This window comes from Streptomyces sp. NBC_00377 (assembly GCF_036075115.1).
In the GTDB taxonomy this organism is placed as follows: Bacteria; Actinomycetota; Actinomycetes; order Streptomycetales; family Streptomycetaceae; genus Streptomyces.
This window is the reverse complement of sequence record NZ_CP107958.1, coordinates 8,245,161-8,269,835: the sequence shown is the minus strand read 5'-3', so window position 1 is coordinate 8,269,835 and position 24,675 is coordinate 8,245,161. Positions and strand designations below refer to the sequence as shown.

Genomic DNA, 24,675 nt, shown 5'->3' with positions numbered 1-24,675 from the left:
GCGGACGGGAGTGTCTGTCTCGGGTGGGCGGTGAGCGGCGGGACGTGGGCAGGGACGAGGTACCGGGGACGGCGCCCTGGGGGACGGCGCTCCGGGGACGGCATTCGGGGGACGGCGATCGCGGGAAGGTGAACGCGGGAGGGCGAACGCGCCGGACCGGTCAGGATCGGAGAAGCCTTCCGCGGTCGTCCCGCCTAGCGTGAGAAGTGCGGGAACACGGACACGTTCCCGCGCACCGCACCTCACCGAGGAGGACGCCATGGCCGCCGGCATGCAGACGATCATCTACCCCGTCAAGGACCTCGACCGGGCGAAGGCCCTGTTCAGCACGCTGCTGGAGGTCGAGCCGTACGCCGACGAGCCCTACTACGTCGGCTTCAAGGCCGCCGGGCAGGACGTCGGCCTCGACCCCAACGGACACGCCAAGGGCATGACCGGACCGGTTCCGTACTGGCATGTGACCGACCTGCGCGAGCGGCTCGCCGCGCTGGTGGCCGCGGGCGCGGAGCTGCTTCAGGACGCGCAGGACGTCGGCGGGGGCCGGCTGATCGCGTCCGTGAAGGACGCGGACGGCAACCTGGTGGGGCTGCTCCAGGATCCGGCTGCCTGAGGCGCTCCGCAACCGCTTGCACCCGCACTAGTTGCACACTCAATGAATGGCCGTTTCGGTGTTACCGTGCAGGTATGGCAGCGAAGACGGCCGAGTCGGGCCTCGAGGAGCGGTGGCGGGACATCCTGTCGGTGCACGCGCGCACGATGTGCGAGATCGATCGCGCGCTCCATCCGCACGGCCTCGGAGCGAGTGACTTCGAGGTGCTCGACATCCTCGCCTCCGAGGCGCCCCGGGCGGGCGACCAGTGCAGGGTGCAGAACCTCGTCGGGCGGGTGCACCTGAGCCAGAGCGCGCTGTCCCGCCTCATCGGCCGCCTGGAGAAGGAAGGCCTGGTGGAGCGCTCGGTCTGCATGGAGGACCGGCGCGGCGTGTGGGTCGCTCTCACCGCCAAGGGCCGCGACCTGCACGGCGCGGTACGGCCGCTCCAGCGGGCAGTGCTGGAACGGATGCTTGCCGAGACCTAGGCCGACACGCCCCCCGGCGCGCGCCGGGCGCGTGGCGCCGGGCAAAGCCCAGGCCGGGGGGAGATCCGGTGCCTCAGCGCGCGAGGAGGGTGCGGACACCTTCCGACGTCAGGGTCAGCGGATGGTCGCCGGCCGCGTCGATGGACAGGGACAGCTCGCCGGTCGGCCACTGCGCCGCGAGCGCGCCGAGAGGCACGAGCCGGTAGCGGTCGATCTCCGGCAGCAGTTCCGCCATCTCCGGTTCGGAGGTGAACACCGGCACCACGGGTGCGCCCCCGGGCTGCTCGAGGACCGGCAGCGCGACCGTGGCCGGATTGGTGACGTCCTCGTCGCTGGCGTCGTCGGGCACGGGCACGAGCACGTCGCAGTGAGCGAGCGTGTCCAGTGCCGCGAGGTCCTCGGTGTCCCGGGCCAGCGCGTCCAGCGCCAGCGCGGCGGGGTTGTCGTTGCGGTCGTGTGCGGGTGTCTCCATGACGAACTCCCTCGTAGCGGCGGTCCGGCCTCGCGTACCCGACCAGGGAGGGATCAACCGCCCGGCGGTGGACGAGCGCCGACGGAACGACAGGCCCGTCCGCCACGCCGCGGCAGCTCGGAGGCAGCCGTGCCGCGGACGAGGACCGGCACGGGTCCTTGACGGGCCGGCGCCTCGACACGTGGGAGTCGTAGTCGAGGGCCGCGCGGACGTCAGCGCCACGCCGGCCTCCGTGGCGACCGCGGTCGGCCTGCCTGTGCGGAGCGTCGTGGGTGCTCGCCCGCCACGTTCCGCGATGCCCGTGAGCCGCGCGATCGCCGCGATCCGTGTGAGGGCGGCCGGGATACGGGCGAGCCGACGCGTTCTCCCGGGCCGGGCGCCCGAGCGCAGTCGGCGCGGGCTTGCGGACCGTCGTCCGAGCCCCGGGGCCCGGCATGCCGACCTGATCGCAAAAGCGTTCCCGCCTGCGAGTTGAAGGCCGGCGGTCGGCTCGACCGGCGATGTGCACAGGTGAGCACCAGCCCGCTTGAATGATCGAACGGCGGGAGGGTTAGCATATGAGCGCCTCCTAGCTCGAAAGATAGGCCCGTGACGCTCAACGACGATTCGTTCACCAACTGGAAGAACCGCGAGGAGATCGCGGAGTCGATGATCCCGATGATCGGGAAGCTGCACCGCGAGCGGGACGTGACCGTTCTGCTGCACAGCCGCTCCCTGGTGAACAAGTCGGTGGTCAGCATCCTCAAGACCCACCGGTTCGCCCGCCAGATCGCCGGCGAGGAGCTCTCGGTCACAGAGACGCTGCCCTTCCTCCAAGCTCTCACCGCGCTCGACCTCGGCCCGTCCCAGATCGACATCGGGATGCTCGCCGCGACCTACCGGGCCGACGACCGGGGTCTGCCGGTGGCGGAGTTCACCGCCGAGGCCGTGGCCGGCGCCACGGGCGCGAACAAGATCGACCGGCGGGAGCCGCGCGACGTCGTCCTGTACGGCTTCGGCCGCATCGGCCGCCTCGTCGCCCGGCTACTCATCGAGAAGTCCGGTTCCGGCAACGGCCTGCGGCTGCGCGCCATCGTCGTCCGCGGCGGCGGCCGGCCCGCCGACGACCTGGTCAAGCGCGCGTCCCTGCTGCGCCGCGACTCCGTGCACGGCCAGTTCCAGGGCACGATCACGGTCGACGAGGCCAACAACAAGATCATCGCCAACGGCAACGAGATCACGGTGATCTACGCCGACGACCCGAGCCAGGTCGACTACACCGAGTACGGCGTCCGCAACGCCATCCTCATCGACAACACCGGCAAGTGGCGCGACCGCGAGGGCCTTTCCAAGCACCTGCGGCCCGGTATCGACAAGGTCGTGCTGACCGCGCCCGGCAAGGGCGACGTTCCGAACATCGTGCACGGCGTCAACCACGACACGATCAAGCCGGACGAGCAGATCCTGTCCTGCGCGTCCTGCACCACCAACGCGATCGTCCCGCCGCTCAAGGCGATGGCCGACGAGTACGGCGTGCTGCGCGGCCACGTGGAGACCGTCCACTCGTTCACCAACGACCAGAACCTGCTGGACAACTACCACAAGGCGGACCGTCGCGGCCGTTCGGCGCCGCTGAACATGGTCATCACCGAGACCGGCGCCGCGTCCGCCGTCGCCAAGGCGCTGCCCGACCTCAAGGCTCCGATCACCGGCAGCTCGATCCGGGTGCCGGTGCCGGACGTCTCGATCGCGATCCTCAGCCTGCGGCTCGGCCGGGAGACCACCCGCGAGGAGGTCCTCGAACACCTCCGTGAGGTCTCGCTGACCTCGCCGCTCAAGCGCCAGATCGACTTCACCACGGCGCCGGACGCGGTCTCCATGGACTTCATCGGCTCGCGCCACTCGTCGATCATCGACGCGGGCGCCACCAAGGTCGACGGCGACAACGCGATCCTCTACCTCTGGTACGACAACGAGTTCGGTTACTCCTGCCAGGTCGTCCGCGTCGTCCAGCACGTTTCCGGGGTGGAGTACCCGACGTACCCGGCGACGGGCGTCTGACGGGCCACGCCGACAGGCGGCGGAGATCGAACGCTTCGGACCGATCGGCCCGAACGGACCGAACGGCCGAAAGGGGGTGGGGCACCCGCCGAGTGCCCCACCCCCTTTGCGTGGATCCACGCGCGCGTACGGACGTACGCGCGCGCCGTGTCTCAGGCCGAGCTCTCCGGGCGGCCGGCTTCGGCCCAGTGGGTGTGGAAGGCGCCCGGGCGGTCGGTGCGCTGATAGGTGTGCGCGCCGAAGTAGTCGCGCTGCCCCTGGAGGAGCGCGGCGGGCAGGCGCTCGGCGCGCAGGGTGTCGTAGTGGGAGAGCGCGGCCGAGAAGGCAGGAACGGGGATGCCACGGCGGGCGGCGGAGGCCACGGTCTCGCGCCAGGGCACCTGGGCGTCCGTGATCTCCATGGCGAACTCCATCTCGCCGAGCAGGCTGACCAGCTCCGGGTCGGCGGCGTACGCGGCACGGATGCGGTCGAGGAACGAGGCGCGGATGATGCAGCCGCCACGCCAGATCCGGGCGACCGCACCGAGGTCGATCTTCCAGCCGAACTCACCGGCCGCGTCCTGGATCATCTTCCAGCCCTGGTCGTAGGCGATGACCTTCGAGGCGTACAGGGCGTGCTCGACCTGCGAGGTGAAGCGGGCGGCCTCGGTGCGGCTGAGCGGAGGCGTGGTGCCGCCCGGCAGTCCGGCGTAGGCGGCGCGCAGCGCGCTCTGACCGGAGGCGGCGCGGGCGAAGGTGGCCTGGGCGATGGCGGTGACCGGGGAGCCCAGGTCGAGGGCGGTCTGCACGGTCCAGCGGCCGGTGCCCTTCTGACCGGCGGCGTCGGCGACGATGTCGACGAATGCCAGGCCGGTGGTGGCGTCGGTGTGTGCGAGGACGTCGGCGGTGATCTCGATGAGGTAGGAGCCGAGCCGGCCCTCGTTCCAGGTGCGGAAGATGTCGGCGATCTCCCCCGGGGTGTAGCCGGCGACCTGACGCAGCAGGTCGTAGGCCTCGGCGATGAGCTGCATGTCGGCGTACTCGATGCCGTTGTGCACCATCTTCACGAAGTGCCCGGCGCCGTCGGTGCCGATGTGCGTCGCGCAGGGCTCCCCGTCGACCTTCGCGCTGATCGACTCGAACATGGGGCCGAGCACGTCGTACGACTCCGTCGAGCCGCCGACCATGACGGCCGGCCCGTTCAGCGCGCCCTCCTCGCCGCCCGAGACGCCGGCGCCGACGAAGTGGAGGCCGCGCTCGCGCAGGGCCTCCTCGCGGCGGCGGGTGTCGGCGTAGTGGGCGTTGCCACCATCGATGATCATGTCGCCGGGCTCCAGGAGCGGGGCGAACTCGTCGATGACCGCGTCGGTGACCGCGCCCGCCTGCACCATGATCATCAGCCGGCGGGGGCGCTCGAGCGCGGCCACGAAGTCCGCGGCCGACTCGGCGGGAACGAACGCGCCCTCGTGGCCGAACTCCTCGACGAGCGCGCGGGTCCGACCGGCGGAACGGTTGTGGACGGCGACGGTGTAGCCGTTACGGGCGAAGTTGCGCGCGAGGTTGCGGCCCATCACGCCGAGGCCGGTGACGCCGATGGCGGCGGTTGCGTTCACGAGGTACGTCCCTAGGATCGGTGGCGTGGTCGGAGGGGCGGGCGGCCCCCCGGTACCCCCAGGTACGGACCGTCGGCCGGTTCTTCTCGATCCGCCACCGATTCGCCGCAGATTCCCTGCCGATCCGCCCCTCACCGGCCCGCCGGACGGCGGTACGGGTCGCCCGGACGTCGGCCGGCGGGACAGGTCGTCACCGGCGTCGCCAGGGCAGCGCCGCGGGGTCGGCCTCGGTGCTCTCGGCCCGCACCAGGGCCGCGCTGATGGCCTCTCCGATGTCCGCGAACTGGCGTACCTGCTCGGGGGTGAGGGCGTCGAACACCGCTCGGCGTACGGCCTCCACATGTCCCGGGGCGACCTCTTCCAGCAGGGACCTGCCCTGGTCGGTGAGGAAGGCGAGCTGGCCCCGGCCGTCGGCGGGGTCCTCCCGGCGGTCCACGAGCCCGACCTCGCGCAGCCGGTTCACGGCGTGGGTGAGCCGGCTGCGTGTGATCTTCAGGCGTTGCGCGAGCTCGGACATGCCGAGGGTGCCACCGGGGGCCATGGACAGGTAGGCGAGGAGGCTGTAGTCGGCATGCGTCATACCCGCGTCGCGTCGCAGCTGCCGGTTGAGGTGGTCGGCGAGCAGGGTGGAGAAGTCGACGTAGGCCAGCCAGGCTCGTCGTTCGTCGGCGTTGAGCCAGCGGGGCGTCGTGGACATGGCCACACCCTAAGGGGGATGGCCGCACGGCGCCCCGAGAGCCGGAACAGCGCCGCGATCAGGCGGTGGACCCGTCCGAGGAGGTCGGAGGAGGTCGGAGGAGGTCGGAGGCTCAGCGGGTTCCGGGGAACAGCCGAGGTCCGGGGAACGGTGGGAAGGGTGTCGCGAAAGCGCACCGCGGCGCTCCGCTGCGGTACGGCGCACCGGCCGACGGAGGCACGGATCCCTCCGCCGACCGGCGGGCCGGACGGTCAACCGGTGGCGCAGGCACCTCCGTCGAGAGTGAACGCTGTCGGGGCCGTGTTGGTCGCTCCCTTGCTGCCGATGAAGCCGACGGTGACCGAACCGCCGGCGGGGACCGTGGAGGTGTAGGAGGCGGGGGCCACGCTCACCGCGCCTCCGCTCTGGGTGGCGGTCCCGCCCCACATGTTGCCGACGGTCTGCCCGTCGGCGAAGGTGAAGCCCAGCTTCCAGCCGCTGATGGCGGCGGTGCCGGTGTTGCGGAGGGTGATGTCGCCCTGGAAGCCACCGGGCCACTCCCCCACCACCCGGTAGCCGACGGAGCAGGCCACGGCGGGTGCTCCGCCGGTGGTGACAGCGACCGTGGCGGACCGGGCGGAGCGGTTGCCTGCGGCGTCGCGGGCGTACACGGCGAAGCTGTACGCGGTGCTCGCGGTGAGGCCGGTCACGGTGGCGCTGTTGGTGGTCGAGGCGGCGACGCCGGTCTCGGTGGTGCCGCTGATCCGTACGACGTCGTAGCCGGCGACGCCGACGTTGTCCGTGGCCGCGGCCCAGGTGAGCGTCGCGGAGGTGGCGCTCACGCCGGAGGCGGTCGGGGTGCCCGGAGCGGTCGGGGCCTGGGTGTCGCCCGGGGTGCCGCCTGCGAAGACCGTGGCTTCCCTGGCGGTCTGCGCGATGCCGTCGACGCCGTTGAAGACGCGCCGGCCCCAGGAACTGAGCTGCGTGGGGTCGAAGTCGACCGTCAGGTCGAGGATCGGGTCGGTGTTCCCGCTCCAGGACCAGGCGAGGTATCCGAGGTCGAGCTGTTGCGCGGCGGCCATCATGGTGTCCTCGTCGGGGTCGCCCCATTGATCGGCGGGCCCGCCGAACTCGCCGATGACAAGGGGAAGTCCGGCGTCGACGAAGGAGTTCAGATAGTCGGTGATCTCCGCCGCGGTGTCGAAGACGCTGTACATGTGGATGGAGAAGATCAGGTTCCCGGTGACGTCGGCGTCGTGGACGGACCGGGCGTCGGCGCGCATCACGCCCTGCCAGTCCTGTCCCCAGTTGGGCGCGTCCACCATGATCGTGTGCTGGAATCCGGCGCTGCGCAGTTTCTTGACCGCGGCGACGGTGGGAGCGGTCCAGCCCGCCGGATCGGTGTTGCCCCAGGGCTCGTTGCCGATGTTGACGATGATGTAGCTCTCCTGACCGGCCAGCACGTCCTTCAGGCCGATCCAGTAGTCGGCCGCCTGGTCCAGGGTGCCCGCGGCGGTGTCCTCGCCGTAGCCGGTGGTGTCGTGCACCTCCAGGACGCAGATGAGCCGGTTGGCCTTGCACTGCGCGACGACGGTCGCGACGTCCGAGGCGCTGTTCGCGCTCCAGCGGTGTCCGTCGGCGAGCACGACACGCACCGCGTTGGCGCCCATCGCCTTGATGTCGGCGAGGGACTGCTGCGTCCTGCCGGGGTACCAGGTGTGCGCGTGGTTCACGCCGCGCATGACGAAGTCGTTCCCGTTGCCCTCGACGAGTCGGCCGTCGCTGATGTGCAGGCCGGTGGTGAAGGTGCCGGGGGCCTGGGTCCGGCCCTGGGCGGCGGCCGGGCAGGCCGCACCGACGAGGACCAGGCCGAGGAGAGCCGCGAGTCCGGTCAGTAACCTGCCCAGGAGGTGCGCTCGTGTGGGGCCCCCGACGGTCGTCCGTGCCGGGTCGCGCTCCGTGCTCGTGGTGGCACCTGGCCTCGCGCTCAGCTCCGCGCGCGTGGTCCTGCCGCGCCTCCCGCCTCGCAGCGCGCTCGTCGTCGCGCTCGGCTCCGCGTCGTTCGTGGACGCGCTCCGTGGCGCGTCGGCGGTCGCGCTTCGCTTCGTGATCGTTCGCGTGCTTCGTTCGGTGCTCCTTGCTCTTCTCGTTCTTCTCACTGCGACTCCAGAAGTGAGGCCGGAGAACTCGGGCGGCCATGGGCAGAGGGGTCCGGGGATGGGGACGACGCCGGCGGACGGCATCGACGTGGGAGCGCTCCCATACAGCCACTACGTCAAGTACACGTCAAGACCTCGCACAGGACCCCCGCCGCCACGCGGCCTTGAGTCACTCACCGTCACCCTGGAGATGGGCAAGCCCGTCACCGAGGCGTACGCGATCGAACTACGCGCCCTCGTCAACACCTTCCGCTGGTACGGGCAGTTGGCGGACAAGCTCACCGACGAGTCCCCGCACACCGCGCCCGACGCGCTCGCCCTGGTCACGCGGGAGCCGGCCGGGGTCGTCGCCGCGGTCGTACCGTGGAACTTCCCGCTCACCCTGGCGGTCCAGGACGCCTTCGACCTCGCACTCGCCCGGTGGACCATCGAGTCGGGCCTCCCGCTGCTCGCGGTCTGCCGGGGCCTCCAGGTCGTCGACGTCGCCCTCAGCGGCACCCTGGAACAGGACATGGGCGGCCCCGGCCGCGAACACCGGCATGTGGTGCACCCGGTGGAGATACAGCGGGGCACACTGCTCGAACAGGCCACCGGTGCGCGGACGGTGGGGGCCTCCTGCTACCACCATCAGCGGGTGGCCACCGTCGCGCCGGGACTCACCGTCAGCGCGCGTGCCGCCGACGGCACGGTGGAAGGACTCGAACTCCCCGGCGCACCGGGCTGGTTCACGGCGGTCCAGTGGCACCCGGAGGACACCGCGCACGAGGATCGCGCCCAACAGGGCCTGTTCGACGCCTTGGTGGCGGCCGCCCGCGACGAGCGCCGACGCCCCCGGCTCTCCTCGACGCTCCCGGCGCGGACACGTCGTCCGGCCGGGTGATCGAGCCAGGTCGTGCGGGCCGGGGGCAGGCCCACTCGGCGCCCTGCCGGGGCGGGCTCCGGTTTTCCCAGCGGCGGCCGTTGCCCGGACCCGCTCAGGCCTTCGGGCGGCGCCCGCTGCGGCGGGGGGCCGGTGCGGCTCCGTCGAGGAGGGCCGCGCGGCGCTCCTCGCCCTTTTCCTCGACCTGTCGCACGACGCGGCGCAGCCCGTCGGCGACACTCCGGCACTCCTCGTCGCTGAGGCGGCTCGCCACGAAGGCCTCCTCCTCGTTGAAGGCCGGGAACAGGCGCTTCATCAGCGCCTCCCCCTCGTCGGTGAGGCTGAGCAGGACCAGCCGGCCGTCGGCGGGGTGTCCCGCCCGACGCAGCAGTCCCCGCCCTTCCAGCGTCCGGGCCACACCGGTGAGCGTGCCCTTGGAGATCCCGGCCTCCTCGGCGACGTGCCGGGTCTCCGACTCGCCCCACACCCACACCACCCAGAGCACGACGAACGCCGTCCATGTCAGGTCGGAGCCGCGCAGTACGGAGTTCTCCAGGTGCTGGCGCACCGCCGAGGCGGCGCGGTAGATGTTGGCGACGACGGCCATCTGTTCCCGCCGCAACGCAATGCCGCCGAGCTTGGCCTCGGCGAGCTTCTCGGCTTCGGCGATGGATCGCTGGCCGGGCATCGGCACACTCCTTCGGCCACATGCTGCGTGGGTCGTCGTGTTGTTCGGACTCAAATTGTACGAAACGACAGGCCCGGGCGGAGGGCGCCTCCTCAGGCGGTGAGCGCCGCGGGGGGACGCCCAGGGCGTCGTACTCGTCGCGGCTCCAGCTCACCGTGGGCTGGACCAGCAGCCGCCCTTCGCTGATCAGGTCGAGGGTGCCCAGTTCCCGTGCCATCAGCAGCGGGTGGCGCAGGGGTGCCAGGACCGCGGCGGCCAGCCGCAGGCGGTCGGTGACGGAGGCGATGGCGGCGAGCAGGAGCGACGACGGGCGCCGACGGTATCCCGGCATGTCGTCGAGCGTGTCGACGGGAAAGGCCCGCAGGGGTCCGGGGATTCACTTGACCGTCGAGTGACGGGGATGTGTGGATATTGCGTCCGCCGGACATTCGGTGGCGGCGTATAGGCCTGTCAGGGCGGATTCGGTCCGTCGCCGCCCGGGGAGCAGGCTTGCGGCGCTTTCAGAGGTGCAGTAACTACGTGAACCATGAACCTGTTCACCCGCGGCGCATCCACCCGACGGTCGGCGGCCCCCACAGCCGCGCAACCTCCCGTCGGCTCGCCCGCCTTTCCCCCCACCGGTTCGCCCGATCCCGCCCTGGCGGCGCTGACCGGCGACTGGATGATCGACCCGGCACACAGCCGCATCGGGTTCTCCGTCCGGCACGCCCTGGTGACCACCGTGCGCGGCGCCTTCACCGAGTACCGCAGCCGGCTCTACTTCGACGGCCGCCACCCGTCCCGCTCCCGGGCCGAGATCCTGCTGTCCACCGCGAGCGTCGACACCGGCGTGGAGCAGCGCGACGCGCATCTGGTCGGCCGTGACTTCCTGAACGCCGCGGCCTATCCGCAGATGCGTTTCACCAGTACCGCCGTAGAACTCGCCGGCCCTGACGTCTACCGCATGACCGGCGACCTCACCATCAAGGACACGACTCGTCCCGTAATCCTCGAACTCACCTACCTCGGTCATGTCGTGGACCCGTTCGGCTATGAGCGGGCCGGTTTCGACGGGACCACCACCATCGACCGTTCGGAATGGGGTCTGACGTACAACGCCCGACTGGCCGAGGGCGGCGCGATGGTGAGTGAGAAAGTGCGGCTCCAGTTCGACATCGCCGCCATTCGCACGCCGGTCGCCGGCTGACGGACGCCGGCGGGGGACGGCCGGGGCCGCCCCCCGCCGGATCACTCGTCGTTCACCCAGCGCACGAGCCGGTGCAGCGGATAGAAACCGTCGTGCGGGGGGCCCGGCGGCATTCCGCCCGCCCCGCCCAGCGAGACCACGCGCTGGACACCGGCGCAGGCGAGGGCGTCACGCAGTTCCGCCTTGCGCGCGTCGGGGTACACGCCCACCGTCCGGGTGGCGACCCCGGTGTGCGCGACGGCCTCGGACAGGGCGCCCACGGGGACGACGTTGACGGTCTTGCCGTCGGGGTGGAAATCCACCGGTTCCGGTGAGCGGATGACCAGGCCCCGCCGGTCGTAGCCGCCCCACACCCGGTACTCGTGCGCGAGGAGTGCGCAGCAGCGGGACGCGCTCGCGGTGGGCCGCGAGCGCGTCCCTGGCGGCTTCGAGCTGCAACTCCCGCAGTGCGTCGGCCGGCTGGTCGAAGGTGGAGCCGGAAGGGACAAGGGATCGGATCTGCACGCGTGCGCTCGGTACCGCGTTCACCTCATTCGCCTCGGTCGTTCGCGTAGGTGGTCTGCTCCGTCGGGCCGGGTGTCCTCGCCGCGAGGTACGACGATTCGATCGCGTCCAGGTTCGCGCGCAGGTCCTGCGGGGTGCCGGTCATGGTGACGCGGCCCCGGTGCAGGACGTAGACGCGGTCCGCGATGTCCAGCACCTTGCGCACGTGCTGTTCGACCAGGAGCGCGCCCAGCCCGTCGTCCGCCGCCCGGCGCACCGCGCGCAGGAGCCGGTCGACGACGAGCGGGGCGAGGCCGAGGGACAGTTCGTCCGCGAGGAGCAGCCGGGGTGCGCGGCACAGCGCGCGGGCCAGTGACAGCATCTGCTGCTCACCGCCCGACAGCATGCCCGCGCCGGTCCGCAGGCGTTTTCCGAGCTCGGGGAAGAGTTCGAGTGCCTGGCCCGTCGTCACGCGGCCGACCCGGAGGTTGTCCGCGGTGTCGAGCCGGGTGAAGACCGCCCGCTCACCGACGTAGGCCAGGCCCTCCCGGGCACGGCGGTGCAGCGGCGCACGGCCGGTGCGGCCCAGCCAGCGCACCTCGCCCCCCAGGGGGGCGAGATCGCCGGACAGGGCCCGCAGGGTGGTGGTCTTGCCCGCGCCGTTGGGTCCGAGCAGGGCGACGACCTCGCCGGGGCGGACCTCGATGTCGAGGTCGTGCACGACGGGCCGGCTGCCGTATCCGGCGGACAGGGCGCGGGTGGCGATCAGGGGCGCTTCGGTGTCGGACACGGGTGCTCCCTCAGCCGGACGTCGTGGCCGTCAGCACCTTGCGGACGTCGACGAAGGTCGACCCGGACCTGGCCCACTCGATCTTGCCGTCGCGGATGGTGAGTTCGGTGGCGGTGGTGTTGTGGATGCGGTCGAGGCCCTTGATCGGCAGGGCCGTGGACGCCTGCCAGTTCAGGGGCGGGGTCAGTCCGCCGGTGTCGATGCCCTTGGTGGTGTCGAGCTCCTGCACCAGGGCCGCGGCGGAGATCGCCGGGAGCTTCACGACGGCCTCGGTGAAGACCTTGAAGGCGACCCAGGTCGTGCCGTTGGCGCCGTTGGTGGTGTCGATGTCCTTGCCCTTGGCCGCCGCGACGAAGTCCTTCCAGGCGGGGTCGGAGATCGGCGGGTAGTAGCCGGTGATCGCGGCGCCCTCCAGGGGGCTGCTGCTTCCGCCGGTGGACTCGGCCAGCTGCGGGGTGAGGTTGCCGACCACGCTGGCGAGCTCGGTCTTGGCGCCGGACTGCACGTACGACTTCACGAACAGTCCCGAGGCGGTGCCCATGATGACGCTCACGCAGTCGCTGCCCTTGGTGGCGGCGGCGACCTGCGGTGCGAGGTCGGTGGCGGTGAGCGGCACCTTGATGTCCTTGGGCGCCGACCCTCCGGCGGAGACCGCGCCGAGGGTGAGGAACTGCGAGACGACGGCGGCGGCGGCCACGTCGTAGCGCACGCCGGAGATCTTCTTGCAGCCGTTCTGCACCAGCTGCCGGCCATGGGCCGCGAAGACCACCGGAGTGCCGCCGTTGACCGGGAACGACAGGGGGTTGGAGAACTCCGCGGCCGAGACGCCGGTGCCGCCGATGTACGGGATGCCGGCCTTCTGCAGGATGGGCATGTAGCGGTCACCGGCGAGGCTGTAGGAGCCGACGACCGCGACCACCTTCTCGGCGACCGCCTGCTGGGCGCACTTCTCGGCCTCGTCGGGGTTGTTCTTCTCGTTGCAGGTCAGCACCTTCAGGGGGGCGCCCTTGATGCCGCCGTTGGCGTTGATCCACTTCTCGTACGCCTGGGCGGTGAGCCGGACTCCGGGCTGGGCGCTGCCCTGGGTGTCCTCCGGCGTCCAGACCATCACCTTGACCGGTGTGCCCTTGAGCGACGAGGTCTCGGCAGAGCTGCCGGCCGCGTTCCCCCCGCACCCTGCGGCGAGCAGGGCTCCGGTCACCGCGAGACAGCTGGCTGCTGCGGTTCTGCGTCGGCGTGAGTCGTTCATGGTTCCTCCGCGGTGCTCGTCGTCGAGATGGCGAACAGCATGGGGTGCGTTTTCTCGTTAGTGAAGTACTCTCGGCACAATTATTTAAATGAATGTGCTTTCAAGTCCTGATTCCGGGAGGTCCCCCGATGGTCGACATCCTCCGGTTCGCACTGCTGGGCCTGGGGCTCGGTGCGCTCTACGCGCTCACCGCGCACGGCATCGTGCTGGTCTACCGGGGCTCCGGCGTCCTCAACCTCGCGCACGGCGCGATCGGGATGGCCGGCGCCTACGTCCAGTGGGAGCTGGCCACCCGGCACGGCATGCCGTACTGGCCCGCCGCCGCCTGCGGCGTGCTCGGCTCCGCGCTGCTGGGCGTCCTCACCCATCTGCTGGTGCTGCGCCCGCTGCGCCGGGCGTCCTCACCGGCGCGTCTGGTCGGCACCCTGGCCGTGTTCATCGTGCTCACCGCGATCGCCGTCACACGCTACGGCGACAGCCTCCAGCTGGTGCCCGGCCGACTGCCGACGCGGCTGCTGACCATCGGCGGCGCGACGGTCTCCGAGGACCGGGTCTGGCTGCTCGGCATCGCCGTCGCCGTCACCGCGGTCCTCCATCTGCTCTACCGGCGCACCCTCTTCGGCCTGGGCACCACCGCGGTCGCCGAGAACGAGCACACCGCCGCCGCGCTGGGCTGGTCCCCCGACCTCGTCGCCACGGTCAACTGGGCGCTCGGCTCGGCGTTCGCCGGACTCACCGCGATCCTGATCGTGCCGGTCATCGGCCTGTCGGTGACCGGGCTGACCACGCTGCTGCTGAGCGCGCTGGCCGCAGCCCTGGTCGGCGGATTCTCGTCCTTCCCCGTCACCCTGGCGGGCGGTCTGGTGATCGGCCTCGTGCAGTCCGAGCTGACCCGCTTCGGCTCCGACGTCACCGGGCTCGCCACCTCGGTGCCCTTCCTCTTCATCGCCCTCGTCCTGGTCGCGCGCGGCCGGGCGCTCCCGCTGCGCGGCACGTTCCTGGAACGGCTGCCCGCGCTGGGCACCGGCCGGGTGCGGCCCGTCCCGCTGGCGCTGGCCGTCGCGGTCGGGCTGCTCCTGGTGAGCCTGTCGACCCCCCTGTGGGCCGACGCGATCACCAACACCCTGGTACTGGCCCTGATCATCCTGTCCATCGTCGTGGTCACCGGCTACGCGGGGCAGGTCTCCCTCGCGGCCTACGCCCTCGCCGGAACCGGCGCCTTCATCGCCGGGCACGCGGCGGCCGACTGGGGCTGGCCCTTCGAACTCGCCCTGCTCGCGGGAGTGCTGGGGACGGTGCCGATCGGCCTGCTGTTCGCGCTCCCGGCGGTCCGTACCCGCGGGGTCAACCTCGCGATCATCACCCTCGGCCTCGGCACCACGCTGGAGGCGATGGTCTTCCAGAACACCGACCTGTCGACGACCCCCGGCAGCGACGGCATCGCGGTGGGCGGACAGAGACTCTTCGGCGTCAGCATCTCGGGCGTCGACCACCCGCAGCGCTACGCCGCCGTGGTGCTCGTGCTGTTCGTCGCCGCCGCGCTGGTCGTCGCCAACGTACGGCGCGGCCGGACCGGCCGGCGGCTCATCGCCGTACGGGCCAACGAACGGGCCGCCGCCGCGCTCGGCATCGACGTCCGCGCCGCCAAGCTCTACGCCTTCGGCCTGTCCGCGGCCATCGCGGCGCTCGCCGGGGTGCTCACCGGGTTCCGCTCGACATCGGTGGTCTTCGCCGACTTCGCGAGCTTCGGCTCCGTCACCGCGCTGGGACTCGCCGTCATCGGTGGCGTCGGCTACCTCGCCGGCCCGCTGTTCGGCGCCACGTTCGCCGCGGGCACGGTCGGCGCCCGCTTCGGGGACCTGGTGCTGCCCGGGCTGAGCGAGTGGATGCCCCTGATCGGCGGCATCATCCTGATCCTGACCCTGGTCGGCAACCAGGACGGCATCGGGAAGGGGCTCGGCACACAGGCCGCGGGCGTCCGACGCAGACTGCCGGCCCGACGCGGCGCGGTCACGGCGGACACGGTGCGCGACGAGGCGACGGAAACGGTGCCCCGTGCCGCGCCGCTCCCCCTGCGGGTCCGGGACCTGACCGTCCGGTACGGCGGCGTCGTCGCCGTCGACGGGCTCTCGCTGGACGTCGGACCGGGCCGGGTCGTCGGGCTCATCGGCCCCAACGGCGCCGGCAAGACCTCCGCCATCGACGCCGTCACCGGCTTCACCCGGACCACGTCCGGCCAGGTGCTGCTGGGCGAGCGGGACATCAGCCGGCTGCCGGTGCACCGGCGGGCCGCGGCCGGACTCAGCCGGTCCTTCCAGTCGCTGGAGCTGTTCGAGGACATGACGGTCCTGGACAACCTGTACGCGGCCTGCGACCGGCCCGGCCGATGGGCGTACCTCACCGACCTGATCCGTCCCGGCAGCCGCCCGCTGCCCCCACAGGTACGCGTGGCCATCAGGGAGTTCGGACTCCAGCACGGTCTCGACCGGCCGGTGGGCGACCTCTCGTACGGGGAACGGCGGCTGCTGGCCATCGCGAGGGCGGTCGCGGCCTCCCCCTCGGTGCTCCTGCTCGACGAACCGGCGGCCGGGCTGTCCGACGACGAGACCCGTGAACTGGCTCACCTGGTGCGGCGGTTGGCCGAGGAATGGGGGATGGGGGTGCTGCTCGTCGAGCACGACGTCGACATGGTCATGAGCGTCTGCGACCAGGTCGTCGTCCTGGACTTCGGACGTCTGATCCGCACCGGTACGCCCGAGGAGGTGCGCAACGACCCCGCGGTCCGCGCCGCCTACCTGGGCGACCTGGAGCCGGAGACGCTGTCCTGAGCCGTCCGGGCCCGGACGGCCCGAAGCCGGGGGCCTCTGCTGGAGAGGCCCCCGGCGACGGCGGCAGCGAGCGGGACCGGGGCGGGGTCACGCGTCCCGGAGGTCGGCGACGTACGGCTGGTGGGCGAGCAGCCCGCCGTCCACCCGCAGGGTGTGGCCGGTGATGAAGGCCGACTCGTCGGAGGCGAGGAAGACCACCGCCGCCGCCACGTCCTCGGGCCGGCCGAGGCGCGGGGTGAGGTGATGGCGCAGCATCGCCTCCCGGATCGCCCCGTGCGCCGAACCGGTGCTCGCCGGCGTGACGATGAAGCCCGGCGCGATGGCGTTGCAGCGCACGCCCTGCTTGCCGTACTGGGTCGCGACGTACTGCGTGAGGTTGAGCAGCGCGGCCTTCGAGGCGCCGTAGGCGGGGTTGCGCAGGTCCCCCGCGAGCCCGGCTCCGGACGAGGTGTTGATGACGCTCCCGCCGCCGCGGGCGATCAGGTGCGGGACGGCGGCCTGGACGGCGACCATGGTGCCGCGCAGGTTGATGCGCAGGGTCTCGTCCCAGACCGCCGGGTCGGCCTCGAGGACGGCGAGGTCGCGGCGGGCGGCGAGGTGGGTGGCCGCCGCGTTGTTGTGCAGGACGTCGAGCCCGCCGTAGGTCTCGACCGCCGCGGCCACCATGGCCCGTACGCTTTCGACGTCCCCCAGGTCGACCGGGACCGCCGTGGCGGAACCCCCGGCCGCACGGATCTCCCGCACGACCGCCTCGGCGCCGTCGGAATCCAGATCGGCGGCCACCGTGTGCGCGCCCTCGGCCGCCAGCCTGCGGGCGGTGGCGGCGCCGATGCCCCCGGCCGCCCCGGTCACGACGGCGATCTTGCCCTCGAGTCGTCCCATGGTCCGGCCGCCCTTCCTAGTCGGTGGGTTCACTGCCGACGACCGAGACGAAGGAGACGCATTCGCCGGGGCCGCCGCCGAGGTTGTGGGTGAGGGCGAGGGAGCGTCCTTCGGCCAGGGTCTTCACCGTGCGCTCGGGGGGCGCCTCGCCGCGCAGCTGGAGCCAGGCCTCGAACATCATGCGCAGACCCGAGGCGCCGATCGGATGGCCGAAGGCCTTCAGGCCGCCGTCCGGGTTGACCGGCAGCGAGCCGTCCAGGTCGAAGGCCCCGCCGGTGACGTCCTTCCATGCCTGGCCGCGCCCGGCGAAGCCGAGGTCCTCCATGAGCACCAGTTCCGTCGGCGTGAAGCAGTCGTGGACCTCGGCGAGGGCGAGTTCGGCGCGCGGGTCGGTGATGCCCGCCTGCCGGTAGGCCTCCTGGGCCGAGGCGACGACCTCGGGGAAGGTGGTGAAGTCGTACTCCGGGTCGAGGAGCCCGTCGGCCGGGCCGGCGACGAGGGACAGCGCCTTCACGAAGATCGGCCTGTCGGTGTACTTGTAGGCGTCCTCGGCGCGTACGACGATGGCGGCGGCCGAACCGTCGGAGACGCCCGAGCAGTCGAACACGCCGAGCATGCCCGCGATGATCGGGGCCGACCGGATGCGCTCCAGCGGGACCTCCTTGCGGAACTGCGCACGGGGGTTGCGGGCGCCGTTGACGTGATTCTTCCAGGCGATGCGGGTGATGACGTCCTTCATCTCGTCCTGTGCCAGGCCGTACTTGGCGGCGTAGGCGGGGGCCAGGAGGGAGAAGTTCGCCGGGGCGGTGATCTCGCCCCGGCTGTCGTCGCCGGCGCCCGGGACGGCCGTACCGGACAGCCCGGACATGCCGGAGTCCTTGAGTTTCTCCACGCCGACCGCCATCGCCACGTCGTACGCGCCGCTGGCGACGGCGTAACAGGCGTTGCGCAGTGCCTCGGAGCCGGTCGCGCACATGTTCTCGACGCGGGTGACCGGCTTGTTGGGCAGGCGTAGCGCCCGGCTCAGGGTGAGTCCGGACACGCCGGACGCCTGGGTGCCGAACCAGAACGCGTCGATGTCGTCGAGCGTGACACCGGCCGAGGTGACCGCGTCGCCCACGGCGTCGATCAGCAGGTCGTCCGCCGAGCGGGTCCAGTGCTCGCCGAAGGGCGTGCAGCCCATGCCGACGATCGCGACCCGGTCCCGGATTCCGTGCGAGCTCATCCGTGTGTCCCCTCGGTCTCGCCCGTGCGCACCGGCCGGGCCTTCCAGAAGTAGTTGTGGACGCCCGCGGCGGTGACGGTGCGGCGGAACGTCATCTCCACCCGGGCGCCGATGGCGGCGTCCGCCTCCGTGGCGTCGGTCAGCTGGCAGCGGAACCGGCCGCCGCCGTCGTAGTCGACGACCACGACGAGCATCGGCGGGCTCGGCGTGTGGGCCAGCCGGTCGACGGTGAACGTGGCGACCGTGCCCCGTACGTGCTGCATCGGCTCGTCCGTCATGGCGTCGACGCTGCGGCACGACGTGCACACCCGCTCCGGCGGCAGATGGCGGGTGCCGCACTTCTCGCAGGCCGAGGCGGTGAAGCCGTACTTCCAGCGGGTGCGGCGGTGGGCGGGCGGGGCGTAGGGCGGCTCGGGGTCCGGCCTGCGGGGCGGTTCCCGGTCGAGCAGACCGCGCCAGGAGAGGTACGTCGCGTACGGCATGGGCGGGCCGCCGGCGGCGATCTGGCCGGCGACGGGACGGGGCGCGCGATGGACGGGCAGGGCGTCGGTGGCGCGCAGCAACAGGACTCCGGCGCCGTCGCCGAGCACGAGGAGCGCGATGACCTCGCCGGGGTGCGCCCGGTCGAGGACGTCGGCGAGGAGCAGCCCGGGCTGGGCGGTGCCGGCGTTGCCGATCACCCCGGTGAGATCCGGGGTCACCGCCTCGGGGCGTACGCCCGGGGTACGGCGGACCGCCGCGCACGCGCGCGCGTGCAGGCCGGCCACGACGAGGTGGTCGATCGCGCCGCGTTCCAGACCCGCCTGTTCGAGGGCGGCGGTCAGCGCCTGGTCGGCGAGGGACACGTAGACGTCCTCGGCGAAGCGTTCCTCCCAGACGCGGGAGGAGGGTGCGCCGGGCAGCCGCCAGCGGTCGAGGATCTCGTCGCTGACCGTGTCGTGGGCGAGCAGCTCCGCGAGGACGGGGGCGCCGTTGCGGTGGCCGCCGAAGACGAAGGCGGCCGCGCCGTCGCCGCCGGCGCTCTCGTCGCTGCCGCCGGGCAGGCCGGTGCGCAGGTCGGACAGGACGGCGAGGGTGGGCACCGGGGAGCGGGCGGCCGTGACCAGCGCTCCGAGCCCCGAACGGACGGAGCCGGCCATGTCGGCGGCGAGGACGTGCGGGTCCAGGCCGAGCGCGGCGTGCACGGCCGTCGCGTTCGTCTTGTCGAGGTAGGCGGGGGCGGCGGTGGCGAGGAACAGCTGGCCGATGCGGGGGCGCAGGCCCTCGCGGGCCAGGGCGCCGCGGGCGGCTTCCACGGCCATGGACGTGGTGTCCTCGTCGTAGCCCGCGACCGCCCGCGTTCCGCGGCCCGCCCCCGTGCCCAGGGCGGCGGCGATGTCGGTCCGCGCGAGGCGGTGGTACGGCACGTGGGCGCCGTATGCGATCAGTCCGGCCATGTCAGCGTCCTCCATGAGCGTCGGTTGCGTGCGTCGGGCGTTCGAAGACCGCCGCGAGGCCCTGGCCGCCGCCGAGACACATGGTCTCCAGGCCGTAGCGGGCCTGACGGCGGTCGAGTTCGCGCAGCAGGGTGGCGAGGATGCGGCCCCCGGTGGCGCCCACGGGGTGACCCAGCGAGATGCCGGAGCCGTTGACGTTCAACCGCTCGAAGTCGGTGTCGGCGAGGCCCCATTCGCGGGTACAGGCGAGCACCTGGGCGGCGAAGGCCTCGTTGAGTTCGATCAGGTCGATGTCGTGGAGCTTCAGTCCCGCCCGTTCCAGGGCCTTGGCGGTGGCGGGCACCGGGCCGATGCCCATCGTCTCGGGCGGCACTCCCACGACGGCCCAGGAGACGAGCCGGGCGAGCGGGCGCAGGCCGAGCTCGGCGGCCCGCTCGGGGTGGGTGACGACGCAGAGCGCGGCGCCGTCGTTCTGCCCGCTGGCGTTGCCCGCGGTGACGGTCGCCTCGCGGTCCTGGCCGGCGAGGACGGGACGCAGCCCCGCCAGCTTCTCGGCCGAGGAGTCGGGGCGCGGGTGTTCGTCGGTGTCGACGACGGTCTCGCCCCTCCTGTTCCGCACGGTGACGGGCACGATCTCGTCGGCGAAACGGCCCGCCCGCTGGGCCGCGACGGCCTTCTCGTGCGAGCGCAGGGCCAGGTGGTCCTGCTCCTCGCGGGGGATGGCGTAGGCGCGGCGCAGGTTCTCGGCGGTCTCCAGCATGCCCCCGGGGACCGGGTGGTTCACCCCGCCGGACGTGACGCGGCCACGGGCCAGCCGGTCGTGCAGGGTGGTGCCCGCGCCGCGTACGCCCCAGCGGACGTCGGTGGTGTAGAACTCGGCCCGGCTCATGGACTCCACTCCCCCGGCCAGCACGAGGTCGCTCGCGCCGGTCTGCACCTGGAGGGCGGCGGTGATGACCGCCTGGAGTCCGGAGCCGCAGCGGCGGTCGACCTGGAGCCCGGGGACCGACACGGGAAGTCCCGCGTCCAGGGCGGCCACGCGGCCGATGGCGGGGGCCTCGCCGTTGGGGTAGCACTGGCCGAGCAGGACGTCGTCGACGGCGGCGGGCGGTACGCCGGTGCGTTCCAGCACGGCGCGTACGACGGTGGCCGCGAGCTCGGCCGCCGTCACGTCGCGGAAGACCCCGCCGTAGCCGCCGACGGGGGTTCGCAGGGGTTCGCAGATCACCGCGTCACGCAGGAGGGCGGGCATCGGGCGTGCCTTTCATGAGGGGTGGGGGCGTCGGGCCGGGCGCGGGGCTCACATGTACCGGCCGCCGGTCACCTCGAGCACGGCTCCGGTGACATAGCCGGCCAGGTCGGAGGCGAGGAAGAGGACGGCCTGGGCGACCTCGGCGGGTTCGCCGGCGCGGCCCATGGGTATCTCGGCGAGCTTGGCGTCCCAGGCGGCCCGGGGCATCGCCTCGGTCATCGCGGTGCGGATCAGCCCGGGCTGCACGGCGTTGACGCGGATGCCCGCCCTGGCGAGCTCCTTGGCGGAGGCCTTGGTGAGGCCGACGAGTCCGGCCTTGGCGGCGCTGTAGTTCGTCTGGCCGAAGTTGCCGACCTTGCCGGCGATGGAGGAGATGTTGACGATGCTGCCGCCCTGTCCGTGAGCCCGCATCGCCTCGGCGGCGTGCCGGGTGCCGTTCCAGGCGCCGGTCAGATGGACGTCGACCACGGCGCGGAAGTCGGCGAGGGCCATCTTGCGCAGGGTGGCGTCCCGGGTGATCCCGGCGTTGTTGACCATGACGCCGACGGGTCCGAGGGTGTCGGAGCAGTGGGCGACGAGAGCGGCGACCTCGTCCTCGTCGGTGACGTCGCAGCGCAGCGAGGTGGCGGTCACGCCGTTCCCGGTGAGGCGTCCGGCGGCCTGCGCCGCGGCCTCCTCGTCGATGTCTCCGAGCACGACACGCGCGCCGTGGGCGCCGAGCACCCTGGCGATCTCGAAGCCGATCCCCTGTGCGCCACCGGTGATCACCGCGTTCCGGCCGTCCAGCAGTCCCATGTCAGTCCGCCCCTGGCTCGACGCCACCCTCTATTCCTTCTAAATAGATAACCTATTATGCTGAAACAATCAATAGAACTACAGGCTGCTACAGGCCGCGACAGGCCGTGCGAGCGGGGCCGGACGAGGAGCGCACGCAGGTGGACATCAGCTATCCCGCGGAGACCGAGACGTTCCGCGCCGAGGTCAGGGCCTTCCTCGGCGAGGCGCTGCCCCCGGACTGGAAGGGCATCGGCGCACTCGACGAGGAGGCCGCCTGGGCCTTCGCCCGCGACTGGCGCCGCCGGCTCGCCGAACGGGGATACCTCTCCCTGACCTGGCCCCGACGCTTCGGCGGGCGGGACCTGTCCAAGCTCCACCAGGTCGTCCTGATGGAGGAACTCGCCCTCGCCGGTGCGCCGTTCGGCCTGCCGCAGGACACCTTCGGCGTGAAGATGCTGGCGAACACCCTGCTGCGCTGGGGGACGGAGGAGCAGAAGGGCCACTTCCTCCCCCGCATCCTCAGCGGCGAGGACACCTGGTGCCAGGGGTACTCGGAACCGGACGCGGGCTCGGACCTCGCGTCCCTGAAGACGCGCGCGGTGCGCGAGGACGGGGAGTGGGTGATCGACGGCCAGAAGGTGTGGACCTCCGGCGCCCACCACAGTGACTGGATCTTCGTGCTGGCCCGCACCGACCGGGACGCGCCCCGGCACCGCGGCATCTCCTTCCTGCTCGTCCCGCTGGACCAGCCCGGCGTCGAGGTCCGCCCGTTCCGCATGATGAGCGGCCAGCTGCACTTCAACGAGGTCTTCTTCGACGGCGCCCGCACCCGCGCCGACCTCGTGGTCGGCGGCGTCGACAACGGCTGGACGGTCGCCCAGAGCCTGCTGGGCGTGGAGCGCGGCGAGGAGGCGGCGACCAACCCGATCCTGTTCAGGGCGGAGGTCGAACGGCTCGTCGAGCTGGCCCGGCTCCACGGCAAGGACCGCGATCCGGTCGTCCGCCAGCGGATCGCCTGGTGCTGGTCGAAGGTCGAGATCATGCGCTACCTCGGCTACCGGATCCTGACCGGCTGGCTCAAGGGCGCCGAGCCCGGCCCCGAGACGTCCATCGCCAAGCTGTACTGGAGCGAGTACCACACCGAGGTCACCGACCTGGCGATGGACATCATGGGCCTGCACGGGCAGGTGCCGGCCGGCCGCCAGCCGCTGCGCACCTACCGCGCCGACGATCCCGGCGCCGCGAACTCCTCGGCGTCCTGGTCGACGACCTATCTGATCGCCCGTTCCGGCACGATCTACGCGGGGACCTCTCAGGTGCAGCGCGACATCCTCGCGGAGAAGGTGCTGGGACTCCCGCGCGAGCCCCGGGCCGCGGCGGGATGAGGCAGGCCGTCCGGCAGACGGCGGTCCACACGGACGACCTTCCCGTTGGCCCCCGACCCTGGTGGGTCTATCGTCTGAATCGTGGGCCAGAGCGATGGAGGGCGGCCGGTGATGCCGCAGGACGAGGCCGTGATCGGCTGCACGGGGAGAGTACTCGTCGGGACCCGCGGATCCGCGGGTCCCGGCGAGATCCTGGTGCGGGTCAGAGGCGGTTCCGAGACCTTTCTCGCCTGGTCGGAGGATCCTCTGCCGACGGGGGCGACGGTGCTGGTGATCGAGTCGCGCGGTTGCCGTCAGGTCGACGTCGTCGAGTGGGTGGATCCGTTGGACGCGCTCGGCGATCACGCCGGGACCGACTGAGAGTAGAAGAGTGATGTTCGGATACCGCGTTCCCGCTCCCGACGAGGCGATGCTGATCTCGGGGGGCAGGCGGGGACTGGGGGGCGCGCCGTTCCGAGTGGTGACGGGACACGGGAAGTTCGTGCTCCCCGTCTTCCGCAAGACCCGCTTCCTCACCCTGTCGATGTGCGAGTCCGAGGTCACCGAGACCTGTGTGACCCGGCAGGGCATCGCGCTGCACGTCCGCGCGGTGATCGCCTTCAAGGTCGGCAACGACCACGAGAGCATCATCAACGCCGGCCAGCGCTTCCTCTCCGACCAGGACCAGATGTCGGTGCTGACCGGCCGCATCTTCGCCGGTCACCTGCGGGCGATCATCGGCTCGATGACGGTCGAGGAGATCGTCACCGAGCGGCAGAAGCTCGCCGCGGAGGTCCTGGACACCTCCAAGACCGAGATGGCGAAGATCGGCCTGATCGTGGACTCGCTACAGATCCAGTCGATCGACGACGGCGACACCGGGTACATCGACGCGATGTCCGCGCCGCACAAGGCGGCCATCCAGCGGCAGGCCCAGATCGCGCAGGCCCAGGCCACCCAGGCCGCGGCCGAGGCGGAGCAGGCGGCGGCCCGCAAGCAGGCCGAGTACGCCCGGCAGACCGCCGTCGTCAAGGCGGAGTACTCGGCCGAGGTGAACCGCGCCGAGGCGCAGGCCGCGCAGGCCGGACCACTCGCCCAGGCCCACGCCCAGCAGGAGGTGCTCGCCGCCCAGACCGAACTGGCGCTGCGCCAGGCCAAGTTGCGCCAGCAGCAGCTGGTGGCGGAGATCGTGAAGCCGGCGGAGGCCGAGGCCGAGCGGATCAGGGTGCTCGCCGCCGCCGATGCGCAGCGCATGAAGATCCAGGCCGAGGCGGCCGCGTCCTACGACCGGGTCGCGCTCGACCGGATGCTGATCGACCAGCTGCCGCAGATCGTGAAGGAGGCCGCGGGCGGCCTCGCCGGAGCCAACGTCAACGTCCTGAACGGCGCGGACGGACTCGGCGAGATCGCCGCCGGCCTGGTCTCCCAGGGCCTGACGATCCTCGACTCGGTCCGGCAGAACCTCGGCAACGGCCAGGACTCCTCCGGCACCCGGCGCCCCGAGGAGGACCCCGGGGCCGGGGCGAACGGCCTGCTCCAGCTGCGCGCGGGCAAGGACAAGAAGGCGAACGACGGGCCGGTGGACATCGACTAGGCCCTCGCCCGTCCCGTCCTCGGGTCCGGCCGCGGTCCGGTTCCCG

At 72.1% G+C, this 24,675-nt stretch carries 22 protein-coding genes and 1 pseudogene; 9 read left to right on the top strand and 14 right to left on the bottom strand.

Translation table 11 applies throughout. The annotated features are described in order from the left end of the window. Nucleotides 1-259: 259 nt before the first annotated feature. On the top strand, nt 260-610 hold the full coding sequence (locus OHS71_RS36785; protein WP_328483646.1) for a VOC family protein: 351 nt from the start codon (nt 260-262) through the stop codon (nt 608-610). A 74-nt stretch (nt 611-684) separates the two neighbouring features. Beyond that, a complete protein-coding gene (locus OHS71_RS36780) occupies nt 685-1,077 on the top strand; it encodes a MarR family winged helix-turn-helix transcriptional regulator (protein ID WP_328483645.1) in 393 nt (130 codons plus the stop codon). A 73-nt stretch (nt 1,078-1,150) separates the two neighbouring features. Here the strand turns inward: OHS71_RS36780 and OHS71_RS36775 are convergent, their stop codons facing one another. Beyond that, complete coding sequence (locus OHS71_RS36775; protein WP_328483644.1) at nt 1,151-1,549, bottom strand: SseB family protein; 399 nt, start codon at nt 1,547-1,549, stop codon at nt 1,151-1,153. Between the two features lie 588 nt (nt 1,550-2,137). Between OHS71_RS36775 and OHS71_RS36770 the strand changes: the two genes are divergently transcribed. Then, the gene (locus OHS71_RS36770) at nt 2,138-3,589 is read left to right on the top strand and encodes a glyceraldehyde-3-phosphate dehydrogenase (protein ID WP_328483643.1); all 1,452 of its coding nucleotides are present in this window, start codon (nt 2,138-2,140) and stop codon (nt 3,587-3,589) included. A 152-nt stretch (nt 3,590-3,741) separates the two neighbouring features. On the opposite strand, the gene gndA is transcribed toward OHS71_RS36770, so the two are convergent. The 3 genes from gndA to OHS71_RS36755 all read right to left on the bottom strand — a co-directional run bounded on the left by gndA (nt 3,742) and on the right by OHS71_RS36755 (nt 7,764). Next, nucleotides 3,742-5,181, bottom strand: coding sequence for an NADP-dependent phosphogluconate dehydrogenase (gene gndA / locus OHS71_RS36765; protein ID WP_328483642.1), 1,440 nt, complete (start codon nt 5,179-5,181; stop codon nt 3,742-3,744). A gap of 190 nt (nt 5,182-5,371) precedes the next feature. Beyond that, the gene (locus OHS71_RS36760; RefSeq protein ID WP_328483641.1) at nt 5,372-5,878 is read right to left on the bottom strand and encodes a MarR family winged helix-turn-helix transcriptional regulator; all 507 of its coding nucleotides are present in this window, start codon (nt 5,876-5,878) and stop codon (nt 5,372-5,374) included. Between the two features lie 251 nt (nt 5,879-6,129). Next, nucleotides 6,130-7,764, bottom strand: coding sequence for a cellulase family glycosylhydrolase (locus OHS71_RS36755; RefSeq protein WP_443047185.1), 1,635 nt, complete (start codon nt 7,762-7,764; stop codon nt 6,130-6,132). A 310-nt stretch (nt 7,765-8,074) separates the two neighbouring features. Between OHS71_RS36755 and OHS71_RS36750 the strand changes: the two genes are divergently transcribed. Continuing rightward, entirely contained in the window at nt 8,075-8,896 is an 822-nt protein-coding gene (locus tag OHS71_RS36750; RefSeq protein WP_328483640.1) for a gamma-glutamyl-gamma-aminobutyrate hydrolase family protein, read from the top strand. A 94-nt stretch (nt 8,897-8,990) separates the two neighbouring features. On the opposite strand, the gene OHS71_RS36745 is transcribed toward OHS71_RS36750, so the two are convergent. Both OHS71_RS36745 and OHS71_RS36740 read right to left on the bottom strand, forming a co-directional pair. Next, complete coding sequence (locus tag OHS71_RS36745; RefSeq protein ID WP_328483639.1) at nt 8,991-9,563, bottom strand: MarR family winged helix-turn-helix transcriptional regulator; 573 nt, start codon at nt 9,561-9,563, stop codon at nt 8,991-8,993. A 112-nt stretch (nt 9,564-9,675) separates the two neighbouring features. Then, nucleotides 9,676-9,870: pseudogene (locus tag OHS71_RS36740) on the bottom strand (LLM class flavin-dependent oxidoreductase); the annotation flags it as partial. Nucleotides 9,871-10,089: 219 nt separating this feature from the next. On the opposite strand from OHS71_RS36740, the gene OHS71_RS36735 reads away from it, so the two are divergent. Further along, nucleotides 10,090-10,749, top strand: a complete 660-nt coding sequence (locus tag OHS71_RS36735; protein WP_328483638.1) for a YceI family protein — start codon at nt 10,090-10,092, stop codon at nt 10,747-10,749. A 41-nt stretch (nt 10,750-10,790) separates the two neighbouring features. Here the strand turns inward: OHS71_RS36735 and OHS71_RS36730 are convergent, their stop codons facing one another. The 3 genes from OHS71_RS36730 to OHS71_RS36720 are packed head-to-tail and all read right to left on the bottom strand — an operon-like array spanning nt 10,791 to nt 13,271. After that, nucleotides 10,791-11,237 carry an acyl-CoA reductase gene (locus OHS71_RS36730; protein ID WP_328483637.1) on the bottom strand — a complete coding sequence of 149 codons (447 nt, stop codon included), beginning with the start codon at nt 11,235-11,237 and terminating at the stop codon, nt 10,791-10,793. Nucleotides 11,238-11,278: 41 nt separating this feature from the next. Further along, the gene (locus OHS71_RS36725) at nt 11,279-12,022 is read right to left on the bottom strand and encodes an ABC transporter ATP-binding protein (protein ID WP_328483636.1); all 744 of its coding nucleotides are present in this window, start codon (nt 12,020-12,022) and stop codon (nt 11,279-11,281) included. 10 nt (nt 12,023-12,032) lie between these two features. Then, the gene (locus OHS71_RS36720; protein ID WP_328483635.1) at nt 12,033-13,271 is read right to left on the bottom strand and encodes an ABC transporter substrate-binding protein; all 1,239 of its coding nucleotides are present in this window, start codon (nt 13,269-13,271) and stop codon (nt 12,033-12,035) included. Between the two features lie 128 nt (nt 13,272-13,399). Here OHS71_RS36720 and OHS71_RS36715 point away from each other — a divergent pair, with 128 nt between their 5' ends. Beyond that, a complete protein-coding gene (locus tag OHS71_RS36715; RefSeq protein WP_328483634.1) occupies nt 13,400-16,099 on the top strand; it encodes a branched-chain amino acid ABC transporter permease/ATP-binding protein in 2,700 nt (899 codons plus the stop codon). Between the two features lie 87 nt (nt 16,100-16,186). On the opposite strand, the gene OHS71_RS36710 is transcribed toward OHS71_RS36715, so the two are convergent. Genes OHS71_RS36710 through fabG form a run of 5 tightly spaced genes read right to left on the bottom strand, consistent with a single transcriptional unit; the run spans nt 16,187 to nt 21,689 of the window. Beyond that, on the bottom strand, nt 16,187-16,981 hold the full coding sequence (locus OHS71_RS36710) for an SDR family NAD(P)-dependent oxidoreductase (protein WP_328483633.1): 795 nt from the start codon (nt 16,979-16,981) through the stop codon (nt 16,187-16,189). 16 nt (nt 16,982-16,997) lie between these two features. Beyond that, on the bottom strand, nt 16,998-18,206 hold the full coding sequence (locus OHS71_RS36705; protein WP_328483632.1) for an acetyl-CoA acetyltransferase: 1,209 nt from the start codon (nt 18,204-18,206) through the stop codon (nt 16,998-17,000). Further along, nucleotides 18,203-19,642, bottom strand: coding sequence for an OB-fold domain-containing protein (locus tag OHS71_RS36700; RefSeq protein WP_328483631.1), 1,440 nt, complete (start codon nt 19,640-19,642; stop codon nt 18,203-18,205). Before OHS71_RS36700 ends, OHS71_RS36705 begins: the two co-directional genes overlap by 4 nt. A gap of 1 nt (nt 19,643) precedes the next feature. Then, entirely contained in the window at nt 19,644-20,894 is a 1,251-nt protein-coding gene (locus OHS71_RS36695; protein WP_328483630.1) for an acetyl-CoA C-acetyltransferase, read from the bottom strand. Between the two features lie 48 nt (nt 20,895-20,942). Continuing rightward, complete coding sequence (gene fabG, locus OHS71_RS36690; RefSeq protein ID WP_328483629.1) at nt 20,943-21,689, bottom strand: 3-oxoacyl-ACP reductase FabG; 747 nt, start codon at nt 21,687-21,689, stop codon at nt 20,943-20,945. Between the two features lie 140 nt (nt 21,690-21,829). Between fabG and OHS71_RS36685 the strand changes: the two genes are divergently transcribed. The 3 genes from OHS71_RS36685 to OHS71_RS36675 all read left to right on the top strand — a co-directional run bounded on the left by OHS71_RS36685 (nt 21,830) and on the right by OHS71_RS36675 (nt 24,629). Continuing rightward, entirely contained in the window at nt 21,830-23,056 is a 1,227-nt protein-coding gene (locus OHS71_RS36685) for an acyl-CoA dehydrogenase family protein (RefSeq protein ID WP_328483628.1), read from the top strand. A gap of 111 nt (nt 23,057-23,167) precedes the next feature. Continuing rightward, nucleotides 23,168-23,416, top strand: coding sequence for a hypothetical protein (locus OHS71_RS36680; RefSeq protein WP_328484763.1), 249 nt, complete (start codon nt 23,168-23,170; stop codon nt 23,414-23,416). Between the two features lie 13 nt (nt 23,417-23,429). Continuing rightward, nucleotides 23,430-24,629, top strand: a complete 1,200-nt coding sequence (locus OHS71_RS36675) for a flotillin family protein (protein ID WP_328483627.1) — start codon at nt 23,430-23,432, stop codon at nt 24,627-24,629. Nucleotides 24,630-24,675 lie beyond the last annotated feature (46 nt).

Excerpts from the sequence above, each read along its gene's own strand:
- OHS71_RS36695 (WP_328483630.1), bottom strand. The coding sequence starts at position 20,894 with ATGCCCGCCCTCCTGCGTGACGCGGTGATCTGCGAACCCCTGCGAACC.
- OHS71_RS36775 (WP_328483644.1), bottom strand. The coding sequence starts at position 1,549 with ATGGAGACACCCGCACACGACCGCAACGACAACCCCGCCGCGCTGGCG.
- OHS71_RS36675 (WP_328483627.1), top strand. The coding sequence starts at position 23,430 with ATGTTCGGATACCGCGTTCCCGCTCCCGACGAGGCGATGCTGATCTCG.
- OHS71_RS36760 (WP_328483641.1), bottom strand. The coding sequence starts at position 5,878 with ATGTCCACGACGCCCCGCTGGCTCAACGCCGACGAACGACGAGCCTGG.
- OHS71_RS36785 (WP_328483646.1), top strand. The coding sequence starts at position 260 with ATGGCCGCCGGCATGCAGACGATCATCTACCCCGTCAAGGACCTCGAC.
- OHS71_RS36715 (WP_328483634.1), top strand. The coding sequence starts at position 13,400 with ATGGTCGACATCCTCCGGTTCGCACTGCTGGGCCTGGGGCTCGGTGCG.
- OHS71_RS36720 (WP_328483635.1), bottom strand. The coding sequence starts at position 13,271 with ATGAACGACTCACGCCGACGCAGAACCGCAGCAGCCAGCTGTCTCGCG.
- OHS71_RS36680 (WP_328484763.1), top strand. The coding sequence starts at position 23,168 with ATGCCGCAGGACGAGGCCGTGATCGGCTGCACGGGGAGAGTACTCGTC.
- OHS71_RS36780 (WP_328483645.1), top strand. The coding sequence starts at position 685 with ATGGCAGCGAAGACGGCCGAGTCGGGCCTCGAGGAGCGGTGGCGGGAC.
- OHS71_RS36745 (WP_328483639.1), bottom strand. The coding sequence starts at position 9,563 with ATGCCCGGCCAGCGATCCATCGCCGAAGCCGAGAAGCTCGCCGAGGCC.
- OHS71_RS36705 (WP_328483632.1), bottom strand. The coding sequence starts at position 18,206 with ATGAGCTCGCACGGAATCCGGGACCGGGTCGCGATCGTCGGCATGGGC.
- OHS71_RS36710 (WP_328483633.1), bottom strand. The coding sequence starts at position 16,981 with ATGGGACGACTCGAGGGCAAGATCGCCGTCGTGACCGGGGCGGCCGGG.
- OHS71_RS36750 (WP_328483640.1), top strand. The coding sequence starts at position 8,075 with ATGGGGACGACGCCGGCGGACGGCATCGACGTGGGAGCGCTCCCATAC.
- OHS71_RS36735 (WP_328483638.1), top strand. The coding sequence starts at position 10,090 with ATGAACCTGTTCACCCGCGGCGCATCCACCCGACGGTCGGCGGCCCCC.
- OHS71_RS36700 (WP_328483631.1), bottom strand. The coding sequence starts at position 19,642 with ATGGCCGGACTGATCGCATACGGCGCCCACGTGCCGTACCACCGCCTC.
- fabG (WP_328483629.1), bottom strand. The coding sequence starts at position 21,689 with ATGGGACTGCTGGACGGCCGGAACGCGGTGATCACCGGTGGCGCACAG.